23 protein-coding genes are annotated in these 21,238 nt (G+C 71.5%); 14 read left to right on the top strand and 9 right to left on the bottom strand.

Annotated elements, in window-relative coordinates; translation table 11 throughout:
* Positions 1–134: 134 nt before the first annotated feature.
* The 4 genes from APR04_RS06310 to APR04_RS06295 all read right to left on the bottom strand — a co-directional run bounded on the left by APR04_RS06310 (position 135) and on the right by APR04_RS06295 (position 4,588).
* On the bottom strand, positions 135–1,421 hold the full coding sequence (locus APR04_RS06310; RefSeq protein WP_253868586.1) for a family 16 glycosylhydrolase: 1,287 nt from the start codon (positions 1,419–1,421) through the stop codon (positions 135–137).
* A 285-nt stretch (positions 1,422–1,706) separates the two neighbouring features.
* The gene (locus tag APR04_RS06305) at positions 1,707–2,126 is read right to left on the bottom strand and encodes an Hsp20/alpha crystallin family protein (protein ID WP_253868584.1); all 420 of its coding nucleotides are present in this window, start codon (positions 2,124–2,126) and stop codon (positions 1,707–1,709) included.
* 53 nt (positions 2,127–2,179) lie between these two features.
* Positions 2,180–3,427 (bottom strand): Fic family protein, encoded by a 1,248-nt coding sequence (locus APR04_RS06300; RefSeq protein WP_253868582.1) that lies wholly within the window; start codon positions 3,425–3,427, stop codon positions 2,180–2,182.
* A gap of 159 nt (positions 3,428–3,586) precedes the next feature.
* Entirely contained in the window at positions 3,587–4,588 is a 1,002-nt protein-coding gene (locus tag APR04_RS06295) for a S66 family peptidase (protein ID WP_253868580.1), read from the bottom strand.
* Between the two features lie 114 nt (positions 4,589–4,702).
* On the opposite strand from APR04_RS06295, the gene APR04_RS06290 reads away from it, so the two are divergent.
* A complete protein-coding gene (locus APR04_RS06290) occupies positions 4,703–5,164 on the top strand; it encodes a nucleotidyltransferase family protein (protein ID WP_253868578.1) in 462 nt (153 codons plus the stop codon).
* A gap of 61 nt (positions 5,165–5,225) precedes the next feature.
* Here the strand turns inward: APR04_RS06290 and APR04_RS06285 are convergent, their stop codons facing one another.
* Positions 5,226–5,600 carry a hypothetical protein gene (locus APR04_RS06285; protein ID WP_253868576.1) on the bottom strand — a complete coding sequence of 125 codons (375 nt, stop codon included), beginning with the start codon at positions 5,598–5,600 and terminating at the stop codon, positions 5,226–5,228.
* 146 nt (positions 5,601–5,746) lie between these two features.
* On the opposite strand from APR04_RS06285, the gene APR04_RS06280 reads away from it, so the two are divergent.
* Entirely contained in the window at positions 5,747–6,262 is a 516-nt protein-coding gene (locus APR04_RS06280; RefSeq protein ID WP_253868574.1) for a dsRBD fold-containing protein, read from the top strand.
* A gap of 8 nt (positions 6,263–6,270) precedes the next feature.
* On the opposite strand, the gene APR04_RS06275 is transcribed toward APR04_RS06280, so the two are convergent.
* Positions 6,271–6,909, bottom strand: a complete 639-nt coding sequence (locus APR04_RS06275; protein ID WP_253868572.1) for a hypothetical protein — start codon at positions 6,907–6,909, stop codon at positions 6,271–6,273.
* Positions 6,910–7,006: 97 nt separating this feature from the next.
* On the opposite strand from APR04_RS06275, the gene APR04_RS06270 reads away from it, so the two are divergent.
* Positions 7,007–8,236 carry a molybdopterin molybdotransferase MoeA gene (locus APR04_RS06270; protein ID WP_253868570.1) on the top strand — a complete coding sequence of 410 codons (1,230 nt, stop codon included), beginning with the start codon at positions 7,007–7,009 and terminating at the stop codon, positions 8,234–8,236.
* 49 nt (positions 8,237–8,285) lie between these two features.
* Entirely contained in the window at positions 8,286–8,705 is a 420-nt protein-coding gene (locus APR04_RS06265) for a molybdenum cofactor biosynthesis protein MoaE (RefSeq protein WP_253868568.1), read from the top strand.
* A gap of 39 nt (positions 8,706–8,744) precedes the next feature.
* On the opposite strand, the gene APR04_RS06260 is transcribed toward APR04_RS06265, so the two are convergent.
* Positions 8,745–9,362 carry a hypothetical protein gene (locus APR04_RS06260; protein ID WP_253868566.1) on the bottom strand — a complete coding sequence of 206 codons (618 nt, stop codon included), beginning with the start codon at positions 9,360–9,362 and terminating at the stop codon, positions 8,745–8,747.
* Between the two features lie 90 nt (positions 9,363–9,452).
* Between APR04_RS06260 and APR04_RS06255 the strand changes: the two genes are divergently transcribed.
* Positions 9,453–10,106 (top strand): TetR/AcrR family transcriptional regulator, encoded by a 654-nt coding sequence (locus tag APR04_RS06255; RefSeq protein ID WP_253868564.1) that lies wholly within the window; start codon positions 9,453–9,455, stop codon positions 10,104–10,106.
* An 11-nt stretch (positions 10,107–10,117) separates the two neighbouring features.
* On the opposite strand, the gene moaA is transcribed toward APR04_RS06255, so the two are convergent.
* The gene (gene moaA / locus APR04_RS06250; protein ID WP_253868562.1) at positions 10,118–11,257 is read right to left on the bottom strand and encodes a GTP 3',8-cyclase MoaA; all 1,140 of its coding nucleotides are present in this window, start codon (positions 11,255–11,257) and stop codon (positions 10,118–10,120) included.
* Positions 11,258–11,666: 409 nt separating this feature from the next.
* On the opposite strand from moaA, the gene APR04_RS06245 reads away from it, so the two are divergent.
* Entirely contained in the window at positions 11,667–12,560 is an 894-nt protein-coding gene (locus tag APR04_RS06245) for a ketopantoate reductase family protein (protein ID WP_253868560.1), read from the top strand.
* A 65-nt stretch (positions 12,561–12,625) separates the two neighbouring features.
* Here APR04_RS06245 and APR04_RS06240 read toward each other — a convergent pair whose 3' ends face one another.
* Complete coding sequence (locus APR04_RS06240; protein WP_253868558.1) at positions 12,626–13,009, bottom strand: universal stress protein; 384 nt, start codon at positions 13,007–13,009, stop codon at positions 12,626–12,628.
* Between the two features lie 202 nt (positions 13,010–13,211).
* Between APR04_RS06240 and APR04_RS06235 the strand changes: the two genes are divergently transcribed.
* The 8 genes from APR04_RS06235 (at position 13,212) to kdpB (ending at position 21,215) form a co-directional block, all read left to right on the top strand.
* Complete coding sequence (locus APR04_RS06235) at positions 13,212–14,327, top strand: SPFH domain-containing protein (RefSeq protein WP_253868555.1); 1,116 nt, start codon at positions 13,212–13,214, stop codon at positions 14,325–14,327.
* 2 nt (positions 14,328–14,329) lie between these two features.
* A complete protein-coding gene (locus tag APR04_RS06230; protein WP_253868552.1) occupies positions 14,330–15,523 on the top strand; it encodes a TFIIB-type zinc ribbon-containing protein in 1,194 nt (397 codons plus the stop codon).
* A 76-nt stretch (positions 15,524–15,599) separates the two neighbouring features.
* Positions 15,600–16,016, top strand: a complete 417-nt coding sequence (locus tag APR04_RS06225) for a TFIIB-type zinc ribbon-containing protein (protein WP_253868551.1) — start codon at positions 15,600–15,602, stop codon at positions 16,014–16,016.
* Positions 16,017–16,232: 216 nt separating this feature from the next.
* Positions 16,233–17,147, top strand: a complete 915-nt coding sequence (locus tag APR04_RS06220) for a TIGR03620 family F420-dependent LLM class oxidoreductase (RefSeq protein ID WP_253868549.1) — start codon at positions 16,233–16,235, stop codon at positions 17,145–17,147.
* Between the two features lie 9 nt (positions 17,148–17,156).
* The gene (locus APR04_RS30385) at positions 17,157–17,288 is read left to right on the top strand and encodes a hypothetical protein (protein ID WP_301312194.1); all 132 of its coding nucleotides are present in this window, start codon (positions 17,157–17,159) and stop codon (positions 17,286–17,288) included.
* The gene (kdpF, locus tag APR04_RS06215; protein WP_253868547.1) at positions 17,285–17,377 is read left to right on the top strand and encodes a K(+)-transporting ATPase subunit F; all 93 of its coding nucleotides are present in this window, start codon (positions 17,285–17,287) and stop codon (positions 17,375–17,377) included. Before APR04_RS30385 ends, kdpF begins: the two co-directional genes overlap by 4 nt.
* A gap of 5 nt (positions 17,378–17,382) precedes the next feature.
* Positions 17,383–19,056 (top strand): potassium-transporting ATPase subunit KdpA, encoded by a 1,674-nt coding sequence (gene kdpA, locus APR04_RS06210; protein ID WP_253868545.1) that lies wholly within the window; start codon positions 17,383–17,385, stop codon positions 19,054–19,056.
* Complete coding sequence (gene kdpB / locus APR04_RS06205; protein WP_253868544.1) at positions 19,053–21,215, top strand: potassium-transporting ATPase subunit KdpB; 2,163 nt, start codon at positions 19,053–19,055, stop codon at positions 21,213–21,215. Before kdpA ends, kdpB begins: the two co-directional genes overlap by 4 nt.
* Positions 21,216–21,238: the final 23 nt, after the last annotated feature.

Raw genomic sequence — 21,238 nt, 5'->3', positions numbered from 1 at the left:
CCCCGCACCGACGAGGGGTCGGAGGAGTCGGCGCGCGAACGACCCCTACATCGTGCACGCGACCGTCGGCGTGTCGCGTGCACGATGTAGGGGTCGTCTCGTGGGCCGCCGGTGGCGCCCGTCGCCACCGCCCGCTATGGCAGGGTCCAGCGCTGGACGGTGCTCCCGTCGCAGCCGGCGATCTCGGTGCGGGCGCCGTCGGTCTGCGTTCGGCCGACGGGTTGCAGGCAGCGCCCGGACTGCGGGTTGCGCAGTGCCTGGGTGCCGCTCGTGTGGGCCCACTGCTGGGCGCCGGTCCCGTTGCACTCCCAGAGCTGCACGGCGGTGCCCGCCGCGGTACCGCCGCCGGCCACGTCGAGGCACTTGCCGAGTGCACGGACGGTGCCGTCCGAGCCGACCGTCCACTGCTGGGCCTGGCCGCCGTTGCAGTGCGCGAGCTGGATGGGCGTGCCGTTGGCCGTCCCCGCTCCGGCGACGTCGAGACAGATCCCGTTGCTTGCGGTGACCGTCCCGGTGGAGCCGCCGCCACCGCCACCCGTCGAGTCGTAGACGCGGACGTAGTCGACGACCATCTGCTGCGGGAACTGTGTGGATCCGTCGGGGTAGCCGGGCCAGTTGCCGCCGACTGCGACGTTCAGGATGAAGAAGAACGGCTGGTTGAAGACCCACGGGTTGCTGCCGGTGTTCGCAGTGGTGAAGGTCTGGTACGCGTTGCCGTCCACGAGCCAGGTGATGGAGTTGGGGCTCCAGTCGATGGCGAAGGTGTGGAAGTCGTCGGCGAAGGACCAGTTCTGCGGGTGCTGGTACGACCCGGTGATGGGGTTGCCACCCGAGTAGCCCGGGCCGTGCAGCGTGCCGTGCACCCGGTTGGGCTCGCGGCCGATGTTCTCCATGATGTCGATCTCGCCCGAGTTCGGCCACTGCGTGCCAGGGAACTGGCCGCCGAGCATCCAGAACGCGGGCCAGATGCCCTGCCCCCTGGGGATCTTGATGCGGGCCTCGAGGTGGCCGTACTGGGGCTGGAACTTGCCCTTGGTGGTCATCCGCGCCGAGGTGTAGCCGCCGTTGCCGTCCTGGCGGGCCGTGATGACGAGGTTGCCGTTGCCGTCCAGCGCCGAGCTCTGCCGCGAGCTCGTGTAGTTCTGCAGCTCGTTGTTGCCCCAGCCGCCTGCGCCGGTCTCGTGGTTCCAGTTGGCGGCGTTCGGGGCGGCGCCCGCCGGCCCGTCGAACTCGTCCGACCAGGTCAGGGCGGCGGCAGCGGCGGAGGTGCCGGACGAGGCCGAGCCCCCGTCGGATGCCGGCCCGGCGTCGGGCGCCTTCGCCGTCGCCGCCGAGGCGACGAGCGAGACCGACAGGACCAGGGTCAGGGCCGCGGTCGCCGTCAGGACAGTGCGGGTCGTGCGGTGTCTCGTGCTGCGCATCGAACGCTCCTTCGCGAACGTGTTCCCCGCCGCACGGAGCCGCGCGACAGGCATGACTGCGGCAGTCGCGCGTGCACTCCGGTGTGCGACGGCGGTGCGTGAGAGCCGACGAGTACTCACGAGAAAGTATCGGGGCGCCGTAGCGGCTGCACAACGGCCTGATCAGCACATACGGGTTTTCCCCGACGGCGTCCCACAGCGGCGGCGACGGCGTCGTGACCGTCGCACGCGGACGGCGCCCGGCCGCAGGAGCGGTCGGACGCCGTCGTGGTGCCGCTGAGGTGATCAGGCGGCGGTGGTGACCTCGATGCGCTGCGGCGTCGTGCCGGCGAAGACGCCGGGGACGGTGACCGTCAGCACGCCGGCGTCGTACGACGCGGTGACGGCGTCGCCGTCCACGGTCTTCGGCAGCGTGACGGTGCGCCGGAAGGAGCCGAAGCGGACCTCCGAGATGCGGCGGCCCTCGGACTCCTCCGAACGCTGGTCCTTGCGCTCGCCGCGCACGACGAGCTTGCGGCCCTCGACCTCGACCGTGATGTCGGTGGCCGGGTCGACACCCGGCACGTCGAGGCGGGCGACGAGGTCCTCGCCCTCGCGGTAGACGTCGGCAGCGGGCACGGGGCCCTCGGCGACGGCTGACTGCGGGCTCCACGGGTCGCGGAGCCAGGTCTGGGCGAACGGTGAACGGGTCAGAACGGTGGTCATGATGTTCTCCTCCGGATGGGGTTGATGATCAGTTCAACCTGAGTCGACCCGACTCAATTTCCGGGTTCGCCGACGGCGGACGGCGACGGCTGCATCCGGGCTGCGCGGGCGCGGGCTCCTATGCGAAGGCCAAGGTCTCCGAGCTCGTCGAGCAGAGCGACCGTGCCCCAGACCTGGTTTCGCGTGCGATCCGTGAGCGGCCGGATGATCTCGGCGTCGTGCAGCCGGCTGATCGCGGCATACACCGTGGAGATGGCACCACTGGTCATGTCCTCCGCGTCTTCTGTCGAGAAGACAGGATAGGCGGACAGCGCGCTCAGGAGCTCTGCGGCGGCACTTCCCCGCCGAGGCCGGTCTGCTGCCGTAGCCCACTCTTCCGGCAGTGCGGAGATCCGGGCCGCCGTGGTGCGCGACTCCTCCGCGGCGATCGCAGCCGCGACCGTGAAGGCCTCGACCACCGGCCCTGCGTCGCCGTCACGATAGGCATTCAGGGTGTCGAAGTACTCCTCGCGGTGCACGACCAGGGCGGATGCCAGCGGGACGACGACGCGGGAGGTGACGCCGCGACGGCGCAGAACCGTGTTGACGAGCGCACGCCCGATGCGTCCGTTGCCGTCGGTGTAGGGATGGATGGACTCGAACTGTGCGTGGACGACGGCGGCCTGGACCAGTGCGCTGAGGTCGTCGCGGTTGGCGAACCGGACGAGATCGTCCATGTATTCGTCGACGGTCTCAGGCGGCGGGGGTACGAAGAGCGCCCCGCGCGGCGAGTAGTCGGAACCGCCGATCCAGTTCTGCATGTCGCGGAACCGGCCCGCGTAGTCCTTCTCGTACGGGTCGCCCGCCATGAGCGCGGCGTGTGCCCGGTGAATGTTGGCGAGTGTCAGGTCTGCGCCCCCCACGACGGAGGCGATCAGGTGCTCGAGCGCGTGGGTCGAGGCCACCATGGACGTTGCCGACTCGTTCGCCCGGATGCCGTGCATGGCTCGCGCAAAGTCGTCGATCGAGGCCTCGACGTGCTCGATCTTGGACGAGGCGACCGACTCGTTGCGCAGCAGCAGGGCGGAGAGCGCATCGAGATGTACACCGTGTGCGTGGTCGAGGTTCGAGACCTCGCGAAGGGCTGCTTCGAGACGACTGGTGAGATGGGCGCCGGCGACCAGGTCAAGGTCTGCGATGTGTGGTGGCAGTCGCACCGTCACCTCGCCGAGCCGACGGTCGTCGGCGGTGCCGCCACGCACCGACTGCTCCCAAGGCACCACCGCAGAGCGGTGCGGTGCGAGGGCGATCGACTCGGTCATCGGGCTCCACAACTCAGATTTGGGGGGAGTTATTCTGACTTACCTATCGTAACTCAGAATAACTCCCGCGAAGTCTGACATACGACGGCCTCGGCGCCGTACCCCCACAGCGCAGACGCTCAGATCATCTCCGGTGGTCCGAGCGCCTGGCGCGTGGTGTCAGTGCCGGGTGATGGTCAGGCTTGTCGCGTCCTCGGCGACGACGGCCTCCGCCGTCCCGCCGACCGGGAGCGTGAGCAGCGGGCTCGTGTGCCCGAAGTCCACGCCGGCCAGCACGGGCTTGCCCCGTAGCGCCGGCTGCCGCTCGACGATCTCGTCGAGGGCCGCGCGGGTCACCGCGGAGCTGCTCTGGAACCGGCCGATCACGAGGCCGGTGATGCCGTCGGCGCCGGGCTGCTGGAGCAGCGCGGTGAGGTTGCGCGCGACGTGCGCGGCGTCCGACTCGAAGTCGTCCTCGAGGAAGAGGAGGGCGCCGTCGAGAGACGGCATGTACGCGGTGCCCTGCAGCAGGCCGAGCGTGGAGAGGTTGCCGCCGACGACCCGGCCCGATGCCTGCCCCGGGCGCAGCGGCCACCAGCCCTCGTTCGGGACGGGCGTGCGGGTGTCCTGGTCCATGAACCAGGGGTCGTCCGTCCACGCCTGCGCGGGTTCGACGGCGATCGGGGCGTCCTCCATGACCGCAGCCCTGAACCAGTCCCCGGTCGGCTCGAAGTGGTCGCGCATGCCCCAGCTCGACCAGTGCGGGCCCGAGTAGGTGACCAGGCCGGTGCGGGCGAGGATCGCGTTCTGCAGCGCCGTGATGTCCGAGTACCCGCAGAAGACCTTCGGGTTGGCCGCGATGAGGTCGAAGTCCAGGTGGGGGAGCAGCTCGTTGCTGTTGAACCCGCCGATCACAGTGAGGATCCCGGCGACCGAGGGGTCGGCGAACGCGGCGTGCAGGTCCGCCACGCGGTGCTCGATCGAGGCGCTGCGGAACTGGTCGTCCTCGTCGACGTGCGCGCCGAACGTGAGGGTGAGTCCCATGGCGGCGAACCGTTCGTCGATCCACCGCGTGTTGTCGTGCTCCATGATCATCGCCCGCGACCTGGCGGGTGCGACCACCCGGACGGTGTCGCCGGCTCGGAGCCTGGGCGGGAGGACGGTCTCTGCGTGCTCTGACATGCCCTGAGCCTAGGGTCGCGGCGCCGCCGGAGGCGCCCGATTTCTTGGCTCCGTGTCGGCCGGACGGCCCAGTGCGCCGGTTCCTCGTGCGGGCGGTGGCGGCAATGGATCAGCATGGTGAACCGCCCAGGGCGGACTCGGGAGCTGGTCATCGCGGCGAACCAAGCCCGCGAGCTGGGGTGGAGTCAGCGCAGGATCGGATCGGCGCTGAGCCGCAGCCAGCCAGAGGTTGCTCGTCTCCTGAAGCTTGAGGTGGAGGGCACTGGCGATGAACACGGGCAAGACGTCGTTCCGTTGCTGTCTCTGCTCCTTGGGGACCTACGGGACGAGATCGTCAAGATCGCCGCACGCCATGGTGTGCGGAACGTTCGCGTCTTCGGGTCGGTGGCACGTGGCGAGGACACACCAGAGTCGGACGTCGACCTACTGGTAGACCTCGATCCAGGCGTCGGCATGTTCGCGATCGGTGCGTTAGAGGTCGAGCTTGAGGAGATGCTGGGGCGTGAGGTCGACGTGGTGATCGCGCGTGCTCTGCGCGAGAGCGTCGCGGCGACGGTCGAGGCGATTCCACTGTGATCGACAAGGATCAGCGCAACGTGGAATCGGCGTTGCACGCAGCCTGGGCGATCTCCACTTCTTACGCCGGGTCGCCTTCGGGACCGGGCTGGTGCAGCCGCACCGATACCGAGGCGTTCAGCCCGTCCTGCCGCGCGATCGCATGACCCGTGCGGTCGATCCCGTCCAGCTCGACGGAGATCGGACCGCCCTCGCCGGTGAAGTTGCGCCACCAGTTCTTCTGGTCGGCGAGACGGACGCCGATCTCGACCGTGTCACCCGTCCGCCGGTAGCCCACGGGGATGCTGAACGTCCGGCCCGAACGTCGTCCCGTATAGGTCACGACGGTCAGGTGCCGCCGCACCAAGCGGCCCCACCGTGGGGACGATCGCATGGCCAGGACGCGAGCGTTGAAGCCGTCGACCGCCCTGCCGATCCGCTGCTTGTTCGTCCTCATCGCATCTCCTCTTTCGTGGCCCCCGGTGTGCCCACCGTAGTGGCGAACGAGGCGAGGACCGTGCCGGCCGCCGTTCTGGTGCGGGTGCCGCGGACCGGCATCCGGGGCGATGATGGAAGGGTCCGCAACGACGCGAGGAGGACCCCATGAAGGCAGCAGTGGGCGACCGGATAGTCACGGCCTCTGGTGTGGTCGGCGGCGCCGTCCGTGACGGCGTGATCACCGAGTGCCCCCACGACGACGGCTCGCCGCCCTACCGGGTGCGGTGGTCCGACACCGGCGAGGAGACGCTCGTCTACCCCGGTGCCGACACGGTGGTCGACCCGGCGGCCCGGGCGGCGCTCGGTGTGCCTGGCACGTCGGGGGAGCAGGCGGGGCCGAAGGAGCCGCGGCAGGGGCGCGCGCTCACCTGGGACGTCCGGATCACGGTGGTCGAGTCAGGGGGCAGCACGACGGCGGAGGCCACGGTGATGAACGGTCCGTCGGACGCGCTGCGCGGCGTCGGGCACGCCAGGAAGGCGCCGGAGGACCCCGAGGTACCACTGATCGGCGACGAGCTCGCCGCCGGCCGGGCGCTGCGACGGCTGGCCGACCGCCTGCTCGCCGTGGCCGAGCAGGACGTCTCGGCGGCGGTCGGGCACAAGGCGCACGTGCACCGGTAGCGCCGCGGCTATGCCAGGATGCCGGAGGCGTCCAGCGCGTGCCGCACCGTGGCATCGAGCCACGGCTCGATGCCCTCCCAGGTGGTGCGCCACGAGATGCCGCTGATCTGGCTGCCGTCGGGGAACGTCTCGATGTAGTCCGCCTGGAGCACGCCGAAGCTGTCGCACCAGAAGGCGTTCGCGGGGCTGCCGTCGAGCAGCTGGTCGATGCGCATCGCCGACGTCGAGACGCCGTCCGGCAACCTGAGCGGCTGGGTGTCGGTGCGCACCAGCAGGGCATGCTGCGTGCGCGCCGGGTCGGCGTCGTCGAGCTGGGTGTACTCGACCCACGCGCCCACCGTCGCGAGCTCCAGCACCAGGAGGTATCGCGCGAACGACGGCACGCCGTCCCCGACCCCTGGCGGCAGCTCGGCACGCTCGAACGCGACGTCCACGCCGCCGGGCTCGCGCTGCAGGGAGTAGCGCACCCAGCGGCGCACGTCGCCATCGAACTCGACCCGCTGCCGGGCCCGCAGGACGATGCCGGGCGTGGGGCGCATGGCGAGCACGGAGTCGAGCACCCGCAGCCCGTCGCGGGTCTGGGACTCCCGGCGCACGAGAGCGCCGTCGGGCGTGGTCCCGTTGTTGCTCAGCGCGTGGATGTGCATGCTCGATTCTTGCGCCCGGCCCGGCCCGGGCGCCATAGCGCCGGGCGCGCTCGACCCCGGTGTGCTTTGCCCCCGGTGGGCCGGGTAGGTTGCGGACATGAGCGAGCGCGTTGACGTGGAACAGCATCGGGCCGACGTCGCGGAGCTCCTCGCGGAGCTCGCAGACCGGCCAACGGAAGAGGTATCCATCCACCGGGAGGTGCTCGGGCGGGTCCTGGCGCGTGACGTCGTCGCGCCGGTGCCGCTGCCCCGCTTCCGCAACTCGCAGATGGACGGGTTCGCGGTGCGTGCGGCCGACGTCGCCTCGGCCGGCCCCGACACTCCCGTCACCCTGCCCGTCGCGGGCGACGTGGCCGCGGCGCCGGGCGAGCCGGCCCCGCTGGAGCCCGGCACCGCGGTCCGCATCATGACCGGCGCGCCGGTACCCGAGGGCGCCGACGCGGTGGTTCCCGTCGAGGACACCGACCACGTGACCTTCAACGGGGTGGACGACTCCCTGACGAAGGTCGAGGTGGTGCGCAGCCGCGACGCCGGGGAGTTCGTCCGGGAGCCCGGATCCGACGTCGCCGAGGGCGCCGTCGTGCTGCGTGCGGGGACCGTGCTGGCGCCGCACCACGTGGCGGCCGCCGCCGCGTGCGGTATCGCCCGGCTGACGGTCCGCGTGCCGGTGTCCGTGGCCATCGTGTCCACGGGGAGCGAGCTCGTCGCGCCGGACGGCGAGCCCGGACCCGGCCAGATCTGGGACGCGAACGGCCCGGCCCTCGCGGCCGCGGTCCGTGCGGCGGGCGGGCGGGTCGGTCTGCGCCTGACGGTCCCCGACGAGCCGAAGATTCTGCGCATGGGCCTGGAACGGGCTGCGGCGCTGTGCGACGTCGTCCTGACGACCGGCGGAGTCAGCCAGGGGGCGTACGAGGTGGTCAAGGAGGCGCTGCCGGAGGTCACCTTCCGCTCGGTGGCCATGCAGCCCGGCGGGCCGCAGGGTCTCGGAAGGGTCGGGGGCAAGCCCGTGCTGACCTTCCCGGGCAACCCGGTCAGCGCACAGGTCTCGTTCATCGTGTTCCTCCGCGACATCCTGCGGCAGGCGGGCAGCCTGCCGCCCGTCGAGCCGGTCGCGGCGGTGCTCGACGCCGCCGTCGGCTCGCCGGACGGGAAGCGGCAGCTGCTGCGTGGGCGGTGGGTCGCCGGTGCCGGTGCGCGGGTCGCTGTGGTCGGCGGGCCGGGGTCGCACCTCGTGGCGTCGATGGCCGCGGCGGACGTGCTGATCGACGTCCCGGCCGCCGCGACCACACTCAATGAGGGCACCGAGGTGACCACGTGGCCGCTGTGACGCCGGCTCGGCCGACGCAGGCTCGGCCCACGTGCGCGAGGGAGTGCTGATGAACGAGGCCGTCCGGGTGACGCAGGACGTGCTCGACGACGCCGTCGGGCGCGCCGTCGAGGCCGCGGTGGCCGCGCCCGAGTGCGGCGCGGTGGTCACGTTCCGCGGCGTGGTGCGCGACGACGACGGCGGCCGCGCCGTCACGAGCCTCGACTACGAGGCGCACCCTGATGCGACAGGTGTTCTACAAAAAGTGTGCCAGGCGGTGGCTGCGGAGACGGGCCTGCGCGTGGCCGCCACCCATCGGTACGGGCACCTCGAGGTCGGGGACGTCGCGCTCGTGGCGTCGGCGTCGGCCGGGCACCGCAAGGAGGCGTTCGAGGCGTGCTCCCTGCTGGTGGAGCGCATCAAGGCCGAGGTGCCGATCTGGAAGAAGCAGCAGTTCACCGACGGCGAGTCGGAGTGGGTCGGCCTGTAGCGATCCGACGCAGGCGCGTGGCTGTACTCACGGTGTGGTTCAACCGCGTCCGCGAGGCGAAACCGATCGGGCCGGAGCGAACGCCCCCAGAGCGAAGGCGAGCAGCGCCAGACCGCTGAGCACGCCGCTGACGATCGTGATCGGTTCGACGTGTCCGAGCGCCCGGAGCACGAACCCCGCGATCCCGAACGTCGTGACGATCGCGCCGAGGACGTGGAACCGTGCGAGGCGGAAGATGCGTGCCAGGGCGAAGAAGTGCGTGCCCACCACGAACGCGACCCAGGCGACACCGAGCTCCGGAAAGCCGAGGCCGGTGATGATCCGGATGCCGCCGAACAGTGCGACTGCCTCTATGCCGACGACCAGCCAGTACGCCCGGCCGAACGGTGAGCCACCGGGCTGCCCGCCCGGCTGAGCGGTGTGCGTGGGCAGGGCGCTCGCCGCCTGCGCCTGCCGGCGGTAGCTGCGCATGCTGAGCAGCACTATGGCGAGCAGGGCGGTGCCGGCGACGACCAGCAGAGGTACTCGCACGGGCGGGGCGAGCGTCGTCGAGTTGATCGACACGAACACCATGCCGAACGCTCCGGCGATCTGGGCGCCGATCTCGCGGCCGGGAGCAGGCGTGGTCCGGGGCGTCGGGGTGATCGGCGTAGCCATGTGTATGCCTTCCATCGTGGTCTCCAGCAATTGACTGTAGTCAACTCTATCCAATAGAGTTCCGTCAACACCGAACCTGGGAGGCGCGTCTTGTCCGATCGGCCGTCCTCGACCCGCCGCTACCGATCGTCCCTGCGAGAGGCCCAGGCGGCCCGGACCCGCGCCGACATCACGGCGGCGGCACGCGAGCTCTTCGAGTCGGTGGGGTTCGCCGACACCACCATCGCCGCGATCGCGGCTCGGGCAGGTTTCTCACCCCAGACGGTCTACGCAGCCTTCGGTTCGAAGGCGAAGGTGGCGCGCGCCGTCGTCGAGCAGATGGAGGAGACCGCCGATGCCGCGCGGTGGAGGGAGAGGATCGCCGTCGAGCGCGACCCGCGGAGGATCCTCCAGGCGTTCGCGGAGTGGACCAGCGCGTTCTTCACCGCGAGCGGGCCGCAGCTGTCCCTCGCCCGTGACCTGACCGCCGAGATGGAAGAGATGGTCGCGGAGGGCAATGCACGCCGTCGTGCGGCACTGACCGCACTGATCGATCGGTTCGCCGGCGACGGGGCCGTCCGCCGAGACCTGACGCCGGGCATGGCAGTCGACCGGGCATGGCTCCTCACCGGCCTGGAGACCTACCTCAACGCGACCGCTGGATGCGGATGGTCTCCGGCCGAGTACGCCGCGTGGCTGGGCGAGACGCTGGCGCAGCAGGTCCTCGAACCTGTCGGCTCCGCCGGCTCACCGAGCGAGCCGTGAGTCCTGGCGGCTCAGCCGCCGATGGCGCCCATGCTGCGCTCGGTGTCGGCGAAGGCGTCGGCCGCCAGCTCGACGGCGTCGCTGCCGTGCGCGCGGGGCTTCGCCCACATGGCGGCCCGCCAGGCGTCGCCGACCTCGTCGTCCGTGGCGCCGTTGCGCAGCAGCGCCTTCAGGTCCGTCTCCTCGTTGCCGAACAGGCACGACCGGACGGTGCCTTCTGCCGTCAGCCGGGTGCGGTCGCAGGCGCCGCAGAAGGAGCGGGTCACCGACGCGATGATGCCGACTGTGGCAGGCCCGTCGTCCACCAGCCATTCCTCGGCCGGGGCTGACGGATCCTCACGGCCTGCCGGGGTCAGCGCGAACCGTTCCCCGAGCCGGCTCAGCAGGTCGGCAGCGCTCACGACGTCGTCGCGCGTCCACTGCCCGTCCGCGTCGAGCGGCATCTCCTCGATGAAGCGCAGGTTGCAGCCGTGCTCGACGGCCCACGCGAGCAGGTCGGCGGCGCCCGTCAGGGTCTCGGGCAGGAGGACCGCGTTGATCTTGACCGGCGCCAGGCCCGCGGCGATGGCCGCCCGGATCCCGGTGAGCACGTCGTCCAGGCGGTCGCGCCGGGTCAAGGTCGCGAATGCCTCCCGGTCCACCGTGTCGAGCGAGACGTTGACCCGGTCCAGCCCTGCCGCGACCAGCGCGCCGGCGCGCTTGTCGAGTCCGAGGGCGTTCGAGGTCATGGCGATACGGACGTGCTCGGGTGCTCCCTGGCTGCCCGTTGTGGCCTCGACGGACGACATGGCGTCGTCGGCCGCCGTCCGTGCGGCACCGATGATCTGCTCCAGGTCGCGCCGCATGAGCGGCTCACCACCGGTGAAGCGGATGTCGCGGATGCCGAGGTCCCGCACGCCGATGCCGACGAGCCGACCGATCTCCTCCGGCGTCATCAGCTCGTCACGCGGCACCAGGGGCAGCCCCTCCGCCGGCATGCAGTAGGTGCAGCGCAGGGAGCACGCCGTCGTGATGGAGACGCGCAGGTCGCGCGCGACCCGCCCGTACCGGTCGACGAGGAGCGGGGTCTCGGGACGCGGTTTGCCGGCCGGCGTGGCGGCGCGCCGCGGCAGGCCTCGGACCGACGGGATCCCGAGCGTGACAGCTGGCATGTTCCGAGACTAGACCAGCATCGCCCGCGACCGGGATGAGCGTGAGACCCGCGCGGGTGCCGAACCGCAGGTTGCGGGTGGACGGAGGCTGTCGGACGGCGTCGAACCGCAACTTACGGGTGCACCCGCTCGTCGGACGGCGTCGAGCCGCAACCTGAACGTGGTGCCGGGTGCCCAACCGCAACGTTCGCGCCGCTCAGTGCGGTGATGGACCAACGTCTTGCGGCTCGGCGTCCAGGGTCCTGGTCAGCTTGCGGTTCGGCGCCGGTGGCCGGCGATGTGGACGACCAACCTGCGGTTCGGCGCAGCCCAGCGCCATCGCGCCAGCCCACATCCCGGACGTCGGCCGGCTCCGAGCAGCACCGTCGGCCGCCGCTCTGGACCGGGGCGCCTGCCTACGATGAGCCCCATGACTGACAACCTCATCGCGATCATCGGCCCTGGCGCGATCGGCGGCCTCACCGCCGCCCTGCTCCAGCGCGCGGGGCACGACGTCGTCGTGGTCGCCCGGGAGAAGACCGCCCGGCAGATCACGGAGCACGGCCTGGACGTGGCGACCGACGAGTTCGGGACGTGGCACGCCCCGCTGGTCGCGACGACGGAGGTCCCGCACGGTGCGCGCGTGATCGTGGCGGTCAAGGCCGAGGGCGTCGCGGACGCCGCCGCGCTGCTCACCGGCACCGCGCCAACGGAGGTGCTGTCCCTGCTCAACGGCCTGGACCACCTGGAAGTGCTGCGCTCGGCGCTGCCCGGCGTGCGTGTCGTGGGCGCCACCGTCGCGGGCGAGACCCTGCGTACGGGCGCCGGCGGCTTCGGGCCCGCGCTGGTCCGGCACCGCGGAGCGCTGCTGCGTGCGGTCGTGCCCGACGACGCCGTCGCGCTCGGCGTCGTCGCTGCCCTGCGGGACACACCCATCGAGGTGGTCACCGGCGGGACCGACACAGAGGTGCTGTGGAAGAAGCTGCGCTTCCTCGCACCGCTCGCGCTGCTGACGTCGGCCTGGGCAACCGGCATCGGGGACGCGCTGACCCGTGACCCGCGCCAGACCTCCGGGCTGCTGGCCGAGATCGCCGCGACCGCCACCGCGGAGGGCGTGCCGACCACCGGCGAGGACCTCCAGGGCATCCTGGGCGGTTTCCCTGCGCCCATGCGGTCGTCGCTGCAGGCGGACATCGAGGCAGGACGGGCCGGTGAGCTCGACGCCATCGGCGGTGCGGTGCGCCGCCGGGCGGCGTCCCACGGGATCGCCACACCGCTCCTGGACGATGTGATCGCCCAGGTCCGTGCACGGATCGACCGATGACCGACCGGCCTCACACGACCGACGGTGCGTGACCCGGGGGCCAGGCGTAGCTGACCCCGGCGAGGTCAGGCGTAGCCGGCCTTGACCACCAGGACCGGTGCGGGGGAGTCGAGCAGCACCCGCTGCGTCGTCGACCCGACGAGGAACTTGCCGACCGTCGAGTGCTTGCGCGAGCCGATGACCACGAGGTCCGCCGCGACGGCCTCGGCCTGGTCGACGATCGCGTCGGCGACGTCGACCTGCTCGGAGCGGAAGGTGATCGGCGCGACCGTGACGGTGGCGGGGACGCTGTCGAGGAGGTGCGCCAGCGCGGCGGGGACGTTGGCGCCCACCTGCGGCGTGAGGACGAGTACCGCCAGCTCCTGCCGACGTCGCACCGCTTCGGTGACGGCGGCACGCATCGCGGCCTCACCCTGGGGCGACTCGTTGTACGCCACGAGGACGGTCATCGGTCCTTGCACCTCCGGACGGGTTCGCCGGGTGTGACCCCTGCTGGTGAAACTCTCTCACATGTCAGAGGCTCAGGCAGTCGTCCGCTGCCACGTGATGCGCAGCCTCTTTCGTTCCGCAGGGGTGCGCAGGATTGTAGGGTCCCAGTGCTTGCAGCGTCCGGGCGAGCAGCCGGGTAGGTAGAGAACGAAGGAGCACGTCATGGGCCTGCTGGACAAGATAAAGGGCGAGCTGGTCGACATCGTCGAATGGCTCGACGACACACGGGACACCATCGTGTGGCGGTTCCCTCGCTACGAGAACGAGATCAAGATGGGCGCACAGCTCGTCGTGCGCGAGTCGCAGACCGCCGTCTTCGTCAACGAGGGTCTGATCGCCGACGTGTTCGAGCCGGGCACCTACACGCTCGAGACCCAGAACCTGCCGGTCCTGTCGACGCTGAAGGGCTGGAAGTACGGCTTCCACTCGCCCTTCAAGGCCGAGGTGTACTTCGTCAGCACCCGGCAGTTCACCGACCTGAAGTGGGGCACCAAGAACCCCGTCATGATGCGGGACCCGGAGCTGGGCATGGTGCGCCTGCGCGCCTTCGGCGCGTTCGCCGCCCGCGTCACCGACCCGCAGAAGCTGTTGCGTGAGCTCGTCGGCACCGACCCGCAGTTCCGTACCGACGAGGTGCACGAGTACCTGCGCCAGAACGTCGTGAGTCACCTCGCGAGCGCGCTCGCGTCCGCGGGGATCCCCGTGATCGACCTCGCCGCCCACCACGCCGCGCTGGGCACCCAGCTCGCGACCAAGCTCACCGACGAGCTCGCAGAGCTGGGCATCTCGGTGCCGAACTTCGTCATCGAGAACATCTCCCTGCCGCCAGAGGTCGAGGAGGCGCTCGACAAGCGCACGTCCATGGGCATCGTCTCCTCAGGGACCGTCGGCAGCATGGCCGCCTTCCAGCAGTTCCAGGCGGGCGCCGCGATGGAGGCGGCGGCCGACGGCGGCGGGAGCGCCGGTGCCGTGATCGGCATGGGCCTCGGGCAGTCGGTCGGCAACGCGATCGTGCCGCCCACCCAGACGGCGCCCGCCCCGACCCAGACCGCTCCGGCGTCGGGTCCGCCGCCGCTGCCCGGCTGGTACCTCGGCAACGGTGGCGCGCAGACCGGCCCGTTCGACGACGCCGCGCTGGCCGCCCAGGCCGCCGCCGGCACGCTGACGGCCGGGACGCTGATCTGGCGCGCCGGGATGTCGGCCTGGGAGCCTGCGTCGTCGGTGCCCGACGTCGCGAGGCATCTCGGCGCCACCCCGCCCCCGCTCCCGCAGGCCTGAGGATGGCGGAGCTCACAGAGGGCGGTACGACCGCCCACCACGCCTACCCGTGCGAGCAGTGCGGGGCCAGTGTCGAGTTCGCGGCCGGCACCGGGACGCTGACCTGCCCGTACTGCGGGCACGCGCAGCAGGTCACCGCCGTCGGCGAGGTGCGCGAGCACGACTTCGCGAGCCTCGCCGCCACGCCACGGCCGGCCGCCCCGACCACGCACGAGTACCGGTGCGGCACGTGCGGCGCGATGACCACGAGCGACCACCTGTCGCAGAAGTGCGGGTTCTGCGGATCGCCGATGGTCGCAGAGGTCGAGGCGCTCGGCCTGGTCGAACCGGAGGCGGTCCTCCCGTTCGGGGTCGACAGGCCGTCGATGCAGAGCGCCCTGCAGAAGTGGGTGCGCTCGCGGTGGTTCGCGCCGTCGGCCCTGAAGAAGGTGGTGTCCGCGGAGCAGGCGCACGGCGTCTACCTGCCGCACTGGACGTTCGACGCGCAGACCCGGTCCGCCTACACGGGGCAGCGCGGCGAGCACTACTGGGTGACCGAGACGTACACCACCACCGACTCCGAGGGCCGCAGCCAGACGCAGACCCGGCAGGTGCAGAAGACCCGCTGGTACCCCGCGTCCGGCACGGTGGCTCGGGCCTTCGACGACGTGCTCGTCGCCGGGACCGGTCGGGTCATGCCGGAGCACCTGGCGAAGCTCAGCCCCTGGCCGCTGGAGCAGGCGGCGCAGTACCAGCCCGACTACCTGGCGGGCTACGAGACGCTGCGGTACGACGTCGAGCCGGAGGCGGGCCTGGACGTGGCCAAGCAGAAGATGGCGCCCGTCATCGAGAACGACTGCGAGCGGGACATCGGCGGCGACGTCCAGCGGGTGCACCACGTGGACACCGGCTACTCGGAGATCACCTACAAGCTGCTGCTGCTGCCGGTGTGGATCGCGACGTACCTGTACGGCGGCAAGCCGTTCCAGGTGCTGGTCAACGCCCGGACGGCCGAGGTGGTGGGCGAGCGCCCGTGGTCGGCCTGGAAGATCGCGATGGCGGTCCTCGCGGGTCTGGTCCTGATCGCCGCGGTCGCGTGGTTGGTGGTGTCGTCCCAGGACGGCGGTGCGACCGCCACCGTCTACTCGGGGCTCGCGCTGTTGGGTGATCCAGCCGCCCGTGAGAGCGTGGGGCCCTACATGGAACCCGGCGTCTGATCCTGACGTCGCGGAACCGCACGCTCGGCCCGTCCGTTGATGATCTGCAGACGACGACCGCAAGGAGACCCTTACGATGCTGTGCCCCATCGACCAGACCACGCTCGTCATGTCCGAGCGCAAGGGGATCGAGATCGACTACTGCCCCACGTGTCGTGGCGTGTGGCTCGACCGCGGTGAGCTCGACAAGGTCATCGACCGCTCGGTGGAGAACGAGATCGCCGCCGAGAACCGGCCGAGCGCGCCCGTCGCGCCCGCCACCCCCGCACCTCAGGCGCCGCCCGTGCCGAACCCCGTGCAGGCGGGCCCGTACGGCTCGCCGCAGCCGGCCTACGACCCGCGGTACGACGACCGTCGGCGTGACGACGACCGCCGCTACGACAGGGACCGCCGGTACGACGGTGACCGCCGCTATGACGGCGACCGCCAGTACGACCCGCGCTACAAGAAGAAGCGCAAGGACTCCTTCCTGGAGAACCTCTTCGACTTCTGAGCCATCCGGGCCGGATCGGGTCGGGTCGGACGACCCCAGCACCATGCACGCGACACGCCGAAGGTGGCGTGCACGGTGTTGGGGTCGTCTGCTGTCCGGACCCGGCCAGCTGCCCCGTCCCGTCCTGGAAGGTTGACCTCAAGTTTGGTTGAGGTTCTAGCGTTCAGCGCGACACGACGTGCGGACCAGGTCCGCGATCTGCGACGGGAGCTGCTGATGGGTGAGTTCGAGCTGGGGCCGATGGGGATGGTTCTCGACGTGGCGGACGACCGTGCGCACCTCGAGCGGGCCGCCGAGGCCGAACGGCTCGGCTTCTCCGCGCTGTGGGTGCCCGGTGGACAGCTCGAGACGCTCGAGCCGCTGGTCGAGCTGCTGCGGGCGACCCAGAAGGCAACGGTCGCCCCAGGGATCATGTCGCTCGACGTGCACGGTGCCGCGGACGTCGTACGCCTCTTCGACCTGCTGGCCGACCGCGAGGCCGAACGGCTGGTCGCGGGTTTCGGCGGGCCGCAGCAGGCGGCGCGGCCGCTCGCCGCGATGCGGCAGTTCCTGGACGAGCTCGACGCCGCGCCCGCCGCGCCCGTCCCCGCCGCACGCCGGCTGATCGCGGCGCTCGGCCCCCGCAAGCTGGAGCTCGCCCGGGAGCGCGCGGCGGGTGCGATCACCATGCTGGTCACGCCCGGCTACACCGAGTGGGCGCGGTCGGTCCTCGGTCCGGACGCGACGCTCGTGGTGCAGCAGCTGGTGGTGCTGGACAGCGACGTCGACAGTGCCCGGCGGACCGTGCGGGGCCCGCTCAGCTTCCTGCTGGGCCCCGGCGTCGGCGGGTACGCGGCGAACATGCGCCGGATGGGATTCGGCGACGACGACATCACCGGTCTGAGCGATGACCTCGTGGACGCCGTGGCAACCATCGGGGACGCCGAGGCGATAGTCGCCGCGGCGCAGGCGCACCTGGCCGCGGGCGCCGACCACGTGGCGCTGTCCGTGCTGTCCGACGGCCGGCAGCCGGGGCAGATCGAGGTGGCCCGAGCCGTAGCAACCGCCATGCGTCAGCGGCCTGTCAGGGTCCCGGCGCCCGGCGTCAACGTTCCGTCAAGGGAAGGGTTCGCCGGGCGTCGTCGGGCATAGACCAGTGGCATGACCGATCTGGCCTACATCCTCCTGACCGTGGTGTTCTTCACCGCGGTGGCCCTGGTGGCGCGTCGCGCCGCCACGCACGAGCCCGCCCCGCGCGACTCGTCCGCCGACCCCCTGGGGAGGCGGAAGTGAACCCGTTCGACGTCGTGGGCCTGGTGCTCACGCTGGCCGGCCTCGGGTACCTCTTCGTGGCGCTGCTGCGCGCCGACCGGACGCGGTGATCGCCATGAGCACCGCAGCCCCCGTGCTCGTGGCACTGGCGCAGATCCTTGTGCTGGTCGCCGCGCTCGCCGCCGTGCACGTGCCGCTGGGCGCGTACCTGGCGCGCACCTACAGCAGCCCGAACCACCTGCGGGCCGAGCGCCTCTGGTACCGCGCCGTGCGCGTGGACCCGGACGCCGAGCAGCGCTGGACCACCTACCTGATGTCGCTGCTGGGCTTCTCGCTCGTCTCCGTGCTCTTCCTCTACGGGCTGGGGCGGCTCCAGGCCTACCTGCCGTGGGACCTCGGCTTCACCGGGCTCGACCCGGGCGGCGCCTGGAACACCGCCGTCAGCTTCACCACGAACACGAACTGGCAGTGGTACTCGGGAGAGGCCGCAGCGGGACACCTCCTGCAGATGACCGGTCTCACGGTGCAGAACTTCGTCTCGGCGGCCGTCGGCATGGCCGTCGCCATCGCGCTGGTGCGTGGCTTCGCCCGCTCGGGTACCGACGCCCGCGTCGGCAACTTCTGGTCCGACCTGACCCGCGGCGTGGTCCGCGTCCTCCTGCCGCTCTCCGTCGTCGCCGCGATCGTCCTGATGGCGGGCGGCGTCATCCAGAACCTTGACCCGCACACGGCGATCCGCACGGTGGAGGGCGCCACCCAGCACGTGCTGGGCGGCCCGGTCGCCTCCCAGGAGGCCATCAAGAACCTCGGCACCAACGGCGGCGGGTTCTTCAACGCGAACTCGGCGCACCCCTTCGAGAACCCGACGCCGTTCACGAACCTCGTCGAGATCTTCCTGCTGCTCGTCATCCCGTTCACCCTGCCGCGGGCGTTCGGCATCATGGTCGGTGACCGCCGCCAAGGTTGGGCGATCCTCGGCGTCATGGGCGGCCTCTGGGCGGCGTCGCTGGCGCTGACCACCTGGGCCGAGCTCGCGGGCCCCGGCGCAGCGCCCCAGGCGGCAGGTGCCGCCATGGAGGGCAAGGAGTCCCGGTTCGGGCTCGCCGCGAGCGCCCTGTTCGCGGTGTCGACGACGGCGACGTCGACGGGGTCGGTGAACTCGATGCACGACTCGTTCACGGCGCCGGGCGGCGGCATGCTGCTGTTCAACATGCTGCTGGGCGAGGTGGCGCCGGGCGGGGTGGGCGCGGGTCTGTACGGGATGCTCCTGCTGGCGGTGGTCGCGGTGTTCGTCGCGGGCCTGATGGTGGGCCGTACCCCGGAGTACCTGGGCAAGAAGATCGGCCGTCGGGAGATGACGATCGTCGCGCTGTACGTGCTGACGGTGCCCGCGCTGGTGCTGGTCGGTACGGCGGTGGCGGTCGTCGTCGAGCCGGGGCTGGCGGGGATCCAGGAGACCGGTCCCCACGGCCTGTCCGAGGTGCTGTACGCGTTCGCGTCTGCGGCGAACAACAACGGGTCGGCGTTCGCGGGCCTGGCCACGGGCACCCCGTTCTACGAGGTGGCGCAGGGTCTGGCGATGCTGGCCGGGCGCTTCGTCCCGATAGCCCTGGTGCTGGCCCTGGCCGGCCGGCTCGCGAGCCAGACGGCGGTCCCGGCGACGTCGGGCACGCTGCCGACGCACCGTCCGCTGTTCGCGGGCCTGCTGGCCGCGGTGGCGCTAGTCGTCGTGGGGCTCACCTTCATTCCTGTCCTGTCCCTCGGTCCCGTTGTGGAGTCCCTGTCATGACCATCGACACCCGGAGCGTTCCTGAGGCTCCCGCTGAAGTGCCCGCCGAGACCCGGCACCGCTCGAAGCGTTCGGTCCCGCGTGCCCTGACCTGGGCGCAGCTGCGTGCGGCGCTCCCTGGTGCGCTGCGGAAGCTCGACCCGCGCGTGCTGTACACGTCGCCGGTGATGTTCGTGGTCGAGGTGGGCGCGTTCGTCACGACGGTCCTCGCGGTCGTCGAGCCTGGCGTGTTCGCCGGGTGGATCGCCGTGTGGCTGTGGGCGACGGTGTTCTTCGCGACGCTCGCGGAGTCGGTGGCGGAGTCGCGCGGCAAGGCGCAGGCCTCCACCCTGCGGGCCACCCAGCGGCAGACGACGGCGCGCAAGGTCGCCGCGCCCCAGGACACGCTGGTCTCGGGCTCGCGCCTGGACCTGCTGCCGACGGTCGAGGTGCCGTCCTCGACGCTCCAGGTGGGCGACGTCGTGGTGGTCGCTGCGGGGGAGACCCTGCCGGGCGACGGCGACGTCGTCGAGGGCGTCGCGTCGGTGGACGAGTCGGCGGTGACCGGCGAGTCGGCCCCCGTCATCAGGGAGTCCGGCGGCGACCGGTCGGCGGTCACGGGCGGCACCGTCGTGCTGTCCGACCAGATCGTCGTGCGCATCACGGCGCCGGCGGGCTCGACGTTCGTGGACCGGATGATCGCGCTGGTGGAGGGCAGCGAGCGGCAGAAGACGCCGAACGAGGTGGCGCTGAACATCCTGCTCACGTCGCTCACCATCGTGTTCCTCCTTGCGGTCGCGACGCTGCAGCCGTTCGCGGTGTACTCGGGCTCGCGGCAGTCGCTGCTGGTGCTGGTGGCGCTGCTGGTCTGCCTGATCCCGACGACGATCGGCGCGCTGCTCAGCGCGATCGGCATCGCGGGTATGGACCGGCTGGTGCAGCGCAACGTGCTGGCGATGTCGGGCCGGGCGGTCGAGGCGGCCGGCGACGTCGACGTGCTGCTGCTCGACAAGACCGGCACCATCACGTACGGCAACCGGCGCGCCACGGAGGTGCTGCCGGTGGGCGGGGTGACGTCCCGCGAGCTGGCCGAGGCGGCACGGCTGGCCTCGCTGGCGGACGAGACGCCGGAGGGTCGCAGCATCGTCGACCTGGTCGACTCCCTGTACTCGACGACGGGTGCGGGCGGGACGGGGCACGACCTGCCGCCGGACGCCGAGCTGGTGCCGTTCACGGCCCAGACCCGGATGTCGGGCGTCGACCTGCCGGGTGCCGTCCGCATCCGGAAGGGGGCAGGCAGCGCCGTGCAGCTCTGGGTGCACAGCACCGGCGCTCGGCCCACCCCCGCGGAGGCCGAGGAGCTGGCGGCCCACGTCGACGCCGTGTCCCGGACGGGCGGCACGCCCCTCGTCGTCGCCGAGCAGGCCGGCGAGGCGCCGGCGCGCGTGCTCGGCGTCGTCCGGCTCAAGGACGTCGTCAAGGAGGGGATGCGCGAGCGGTTCGACCAGCTGCGCGCCATGGGCATCCGGTCCGTCATGGTCACCGGCGACAACGCCGTGACCGCGCGGGCCATCGCCGCGGAGGCCGGGGTGGACGACGTCCTGGCCGAGGCCACGCCCGAGGACAAGCTCGACCTGATCCGGCGCGAGCAGGAGGGCGGCAAGCTGGTCGCCATGGCCGGGGACGGCACGAACGACGCCCCTGCGCTCGCGCAGTCCGACGTCGGCGTCGCGATGAACACCGGCACGTCCGCCGCCAAGGAGGCGGGCAACATGGTGGACCTCGACTCCGACCCCACCAAGCTCATCGAGATCGTGGAGATCGGCAAGCAGCTGCTCATCACGCGCGGCGCCCTGACGACGTTCTCCGTGGCGAACGACGTCGCGAAGTACTTCGCGATCCTGCCCGCCATGTTCCTTACGGTGTTCCCGCAGCTCGAGGTGCTGAACATCATGCGGCTGTCGAGCCCCGGCTCGGCGATCCTGTCGGCCGTCATCTTCAACGCGCTGATCATCCTCGTGCTGATCCCGCTGTCGCTGCGCGGTGTGCGGTACCGGCCGGCGTCGGCGTCGGCCCTGCTGCGGCGCAACCTGCTGATCTACGGCCTCGGCGGCCTCGTCGCCCCGTTCGTGGGCATCAAGCTCATCGACCTCGTCGTCTCGCTGCTCCCGGGCCTGTAGCCCGGCCCTGCGGCCCCGGAACA

It is taken from the genome of Promicromonospora umidemergens, from assembly GCF_024171995.1.
Taxonomy (GTDB): Bacteria; Actinomycetota; Actinomycetes; order Actinomycetales; family Cellulomonadaceae; genus Promicromonospora; species Promicromonospora umidemergens.
The sequence above is the reverse complement of the archived record's forward strand: the minus strand, read 5'-3'. Positions and strand labels throughout refer to the sequence as shown.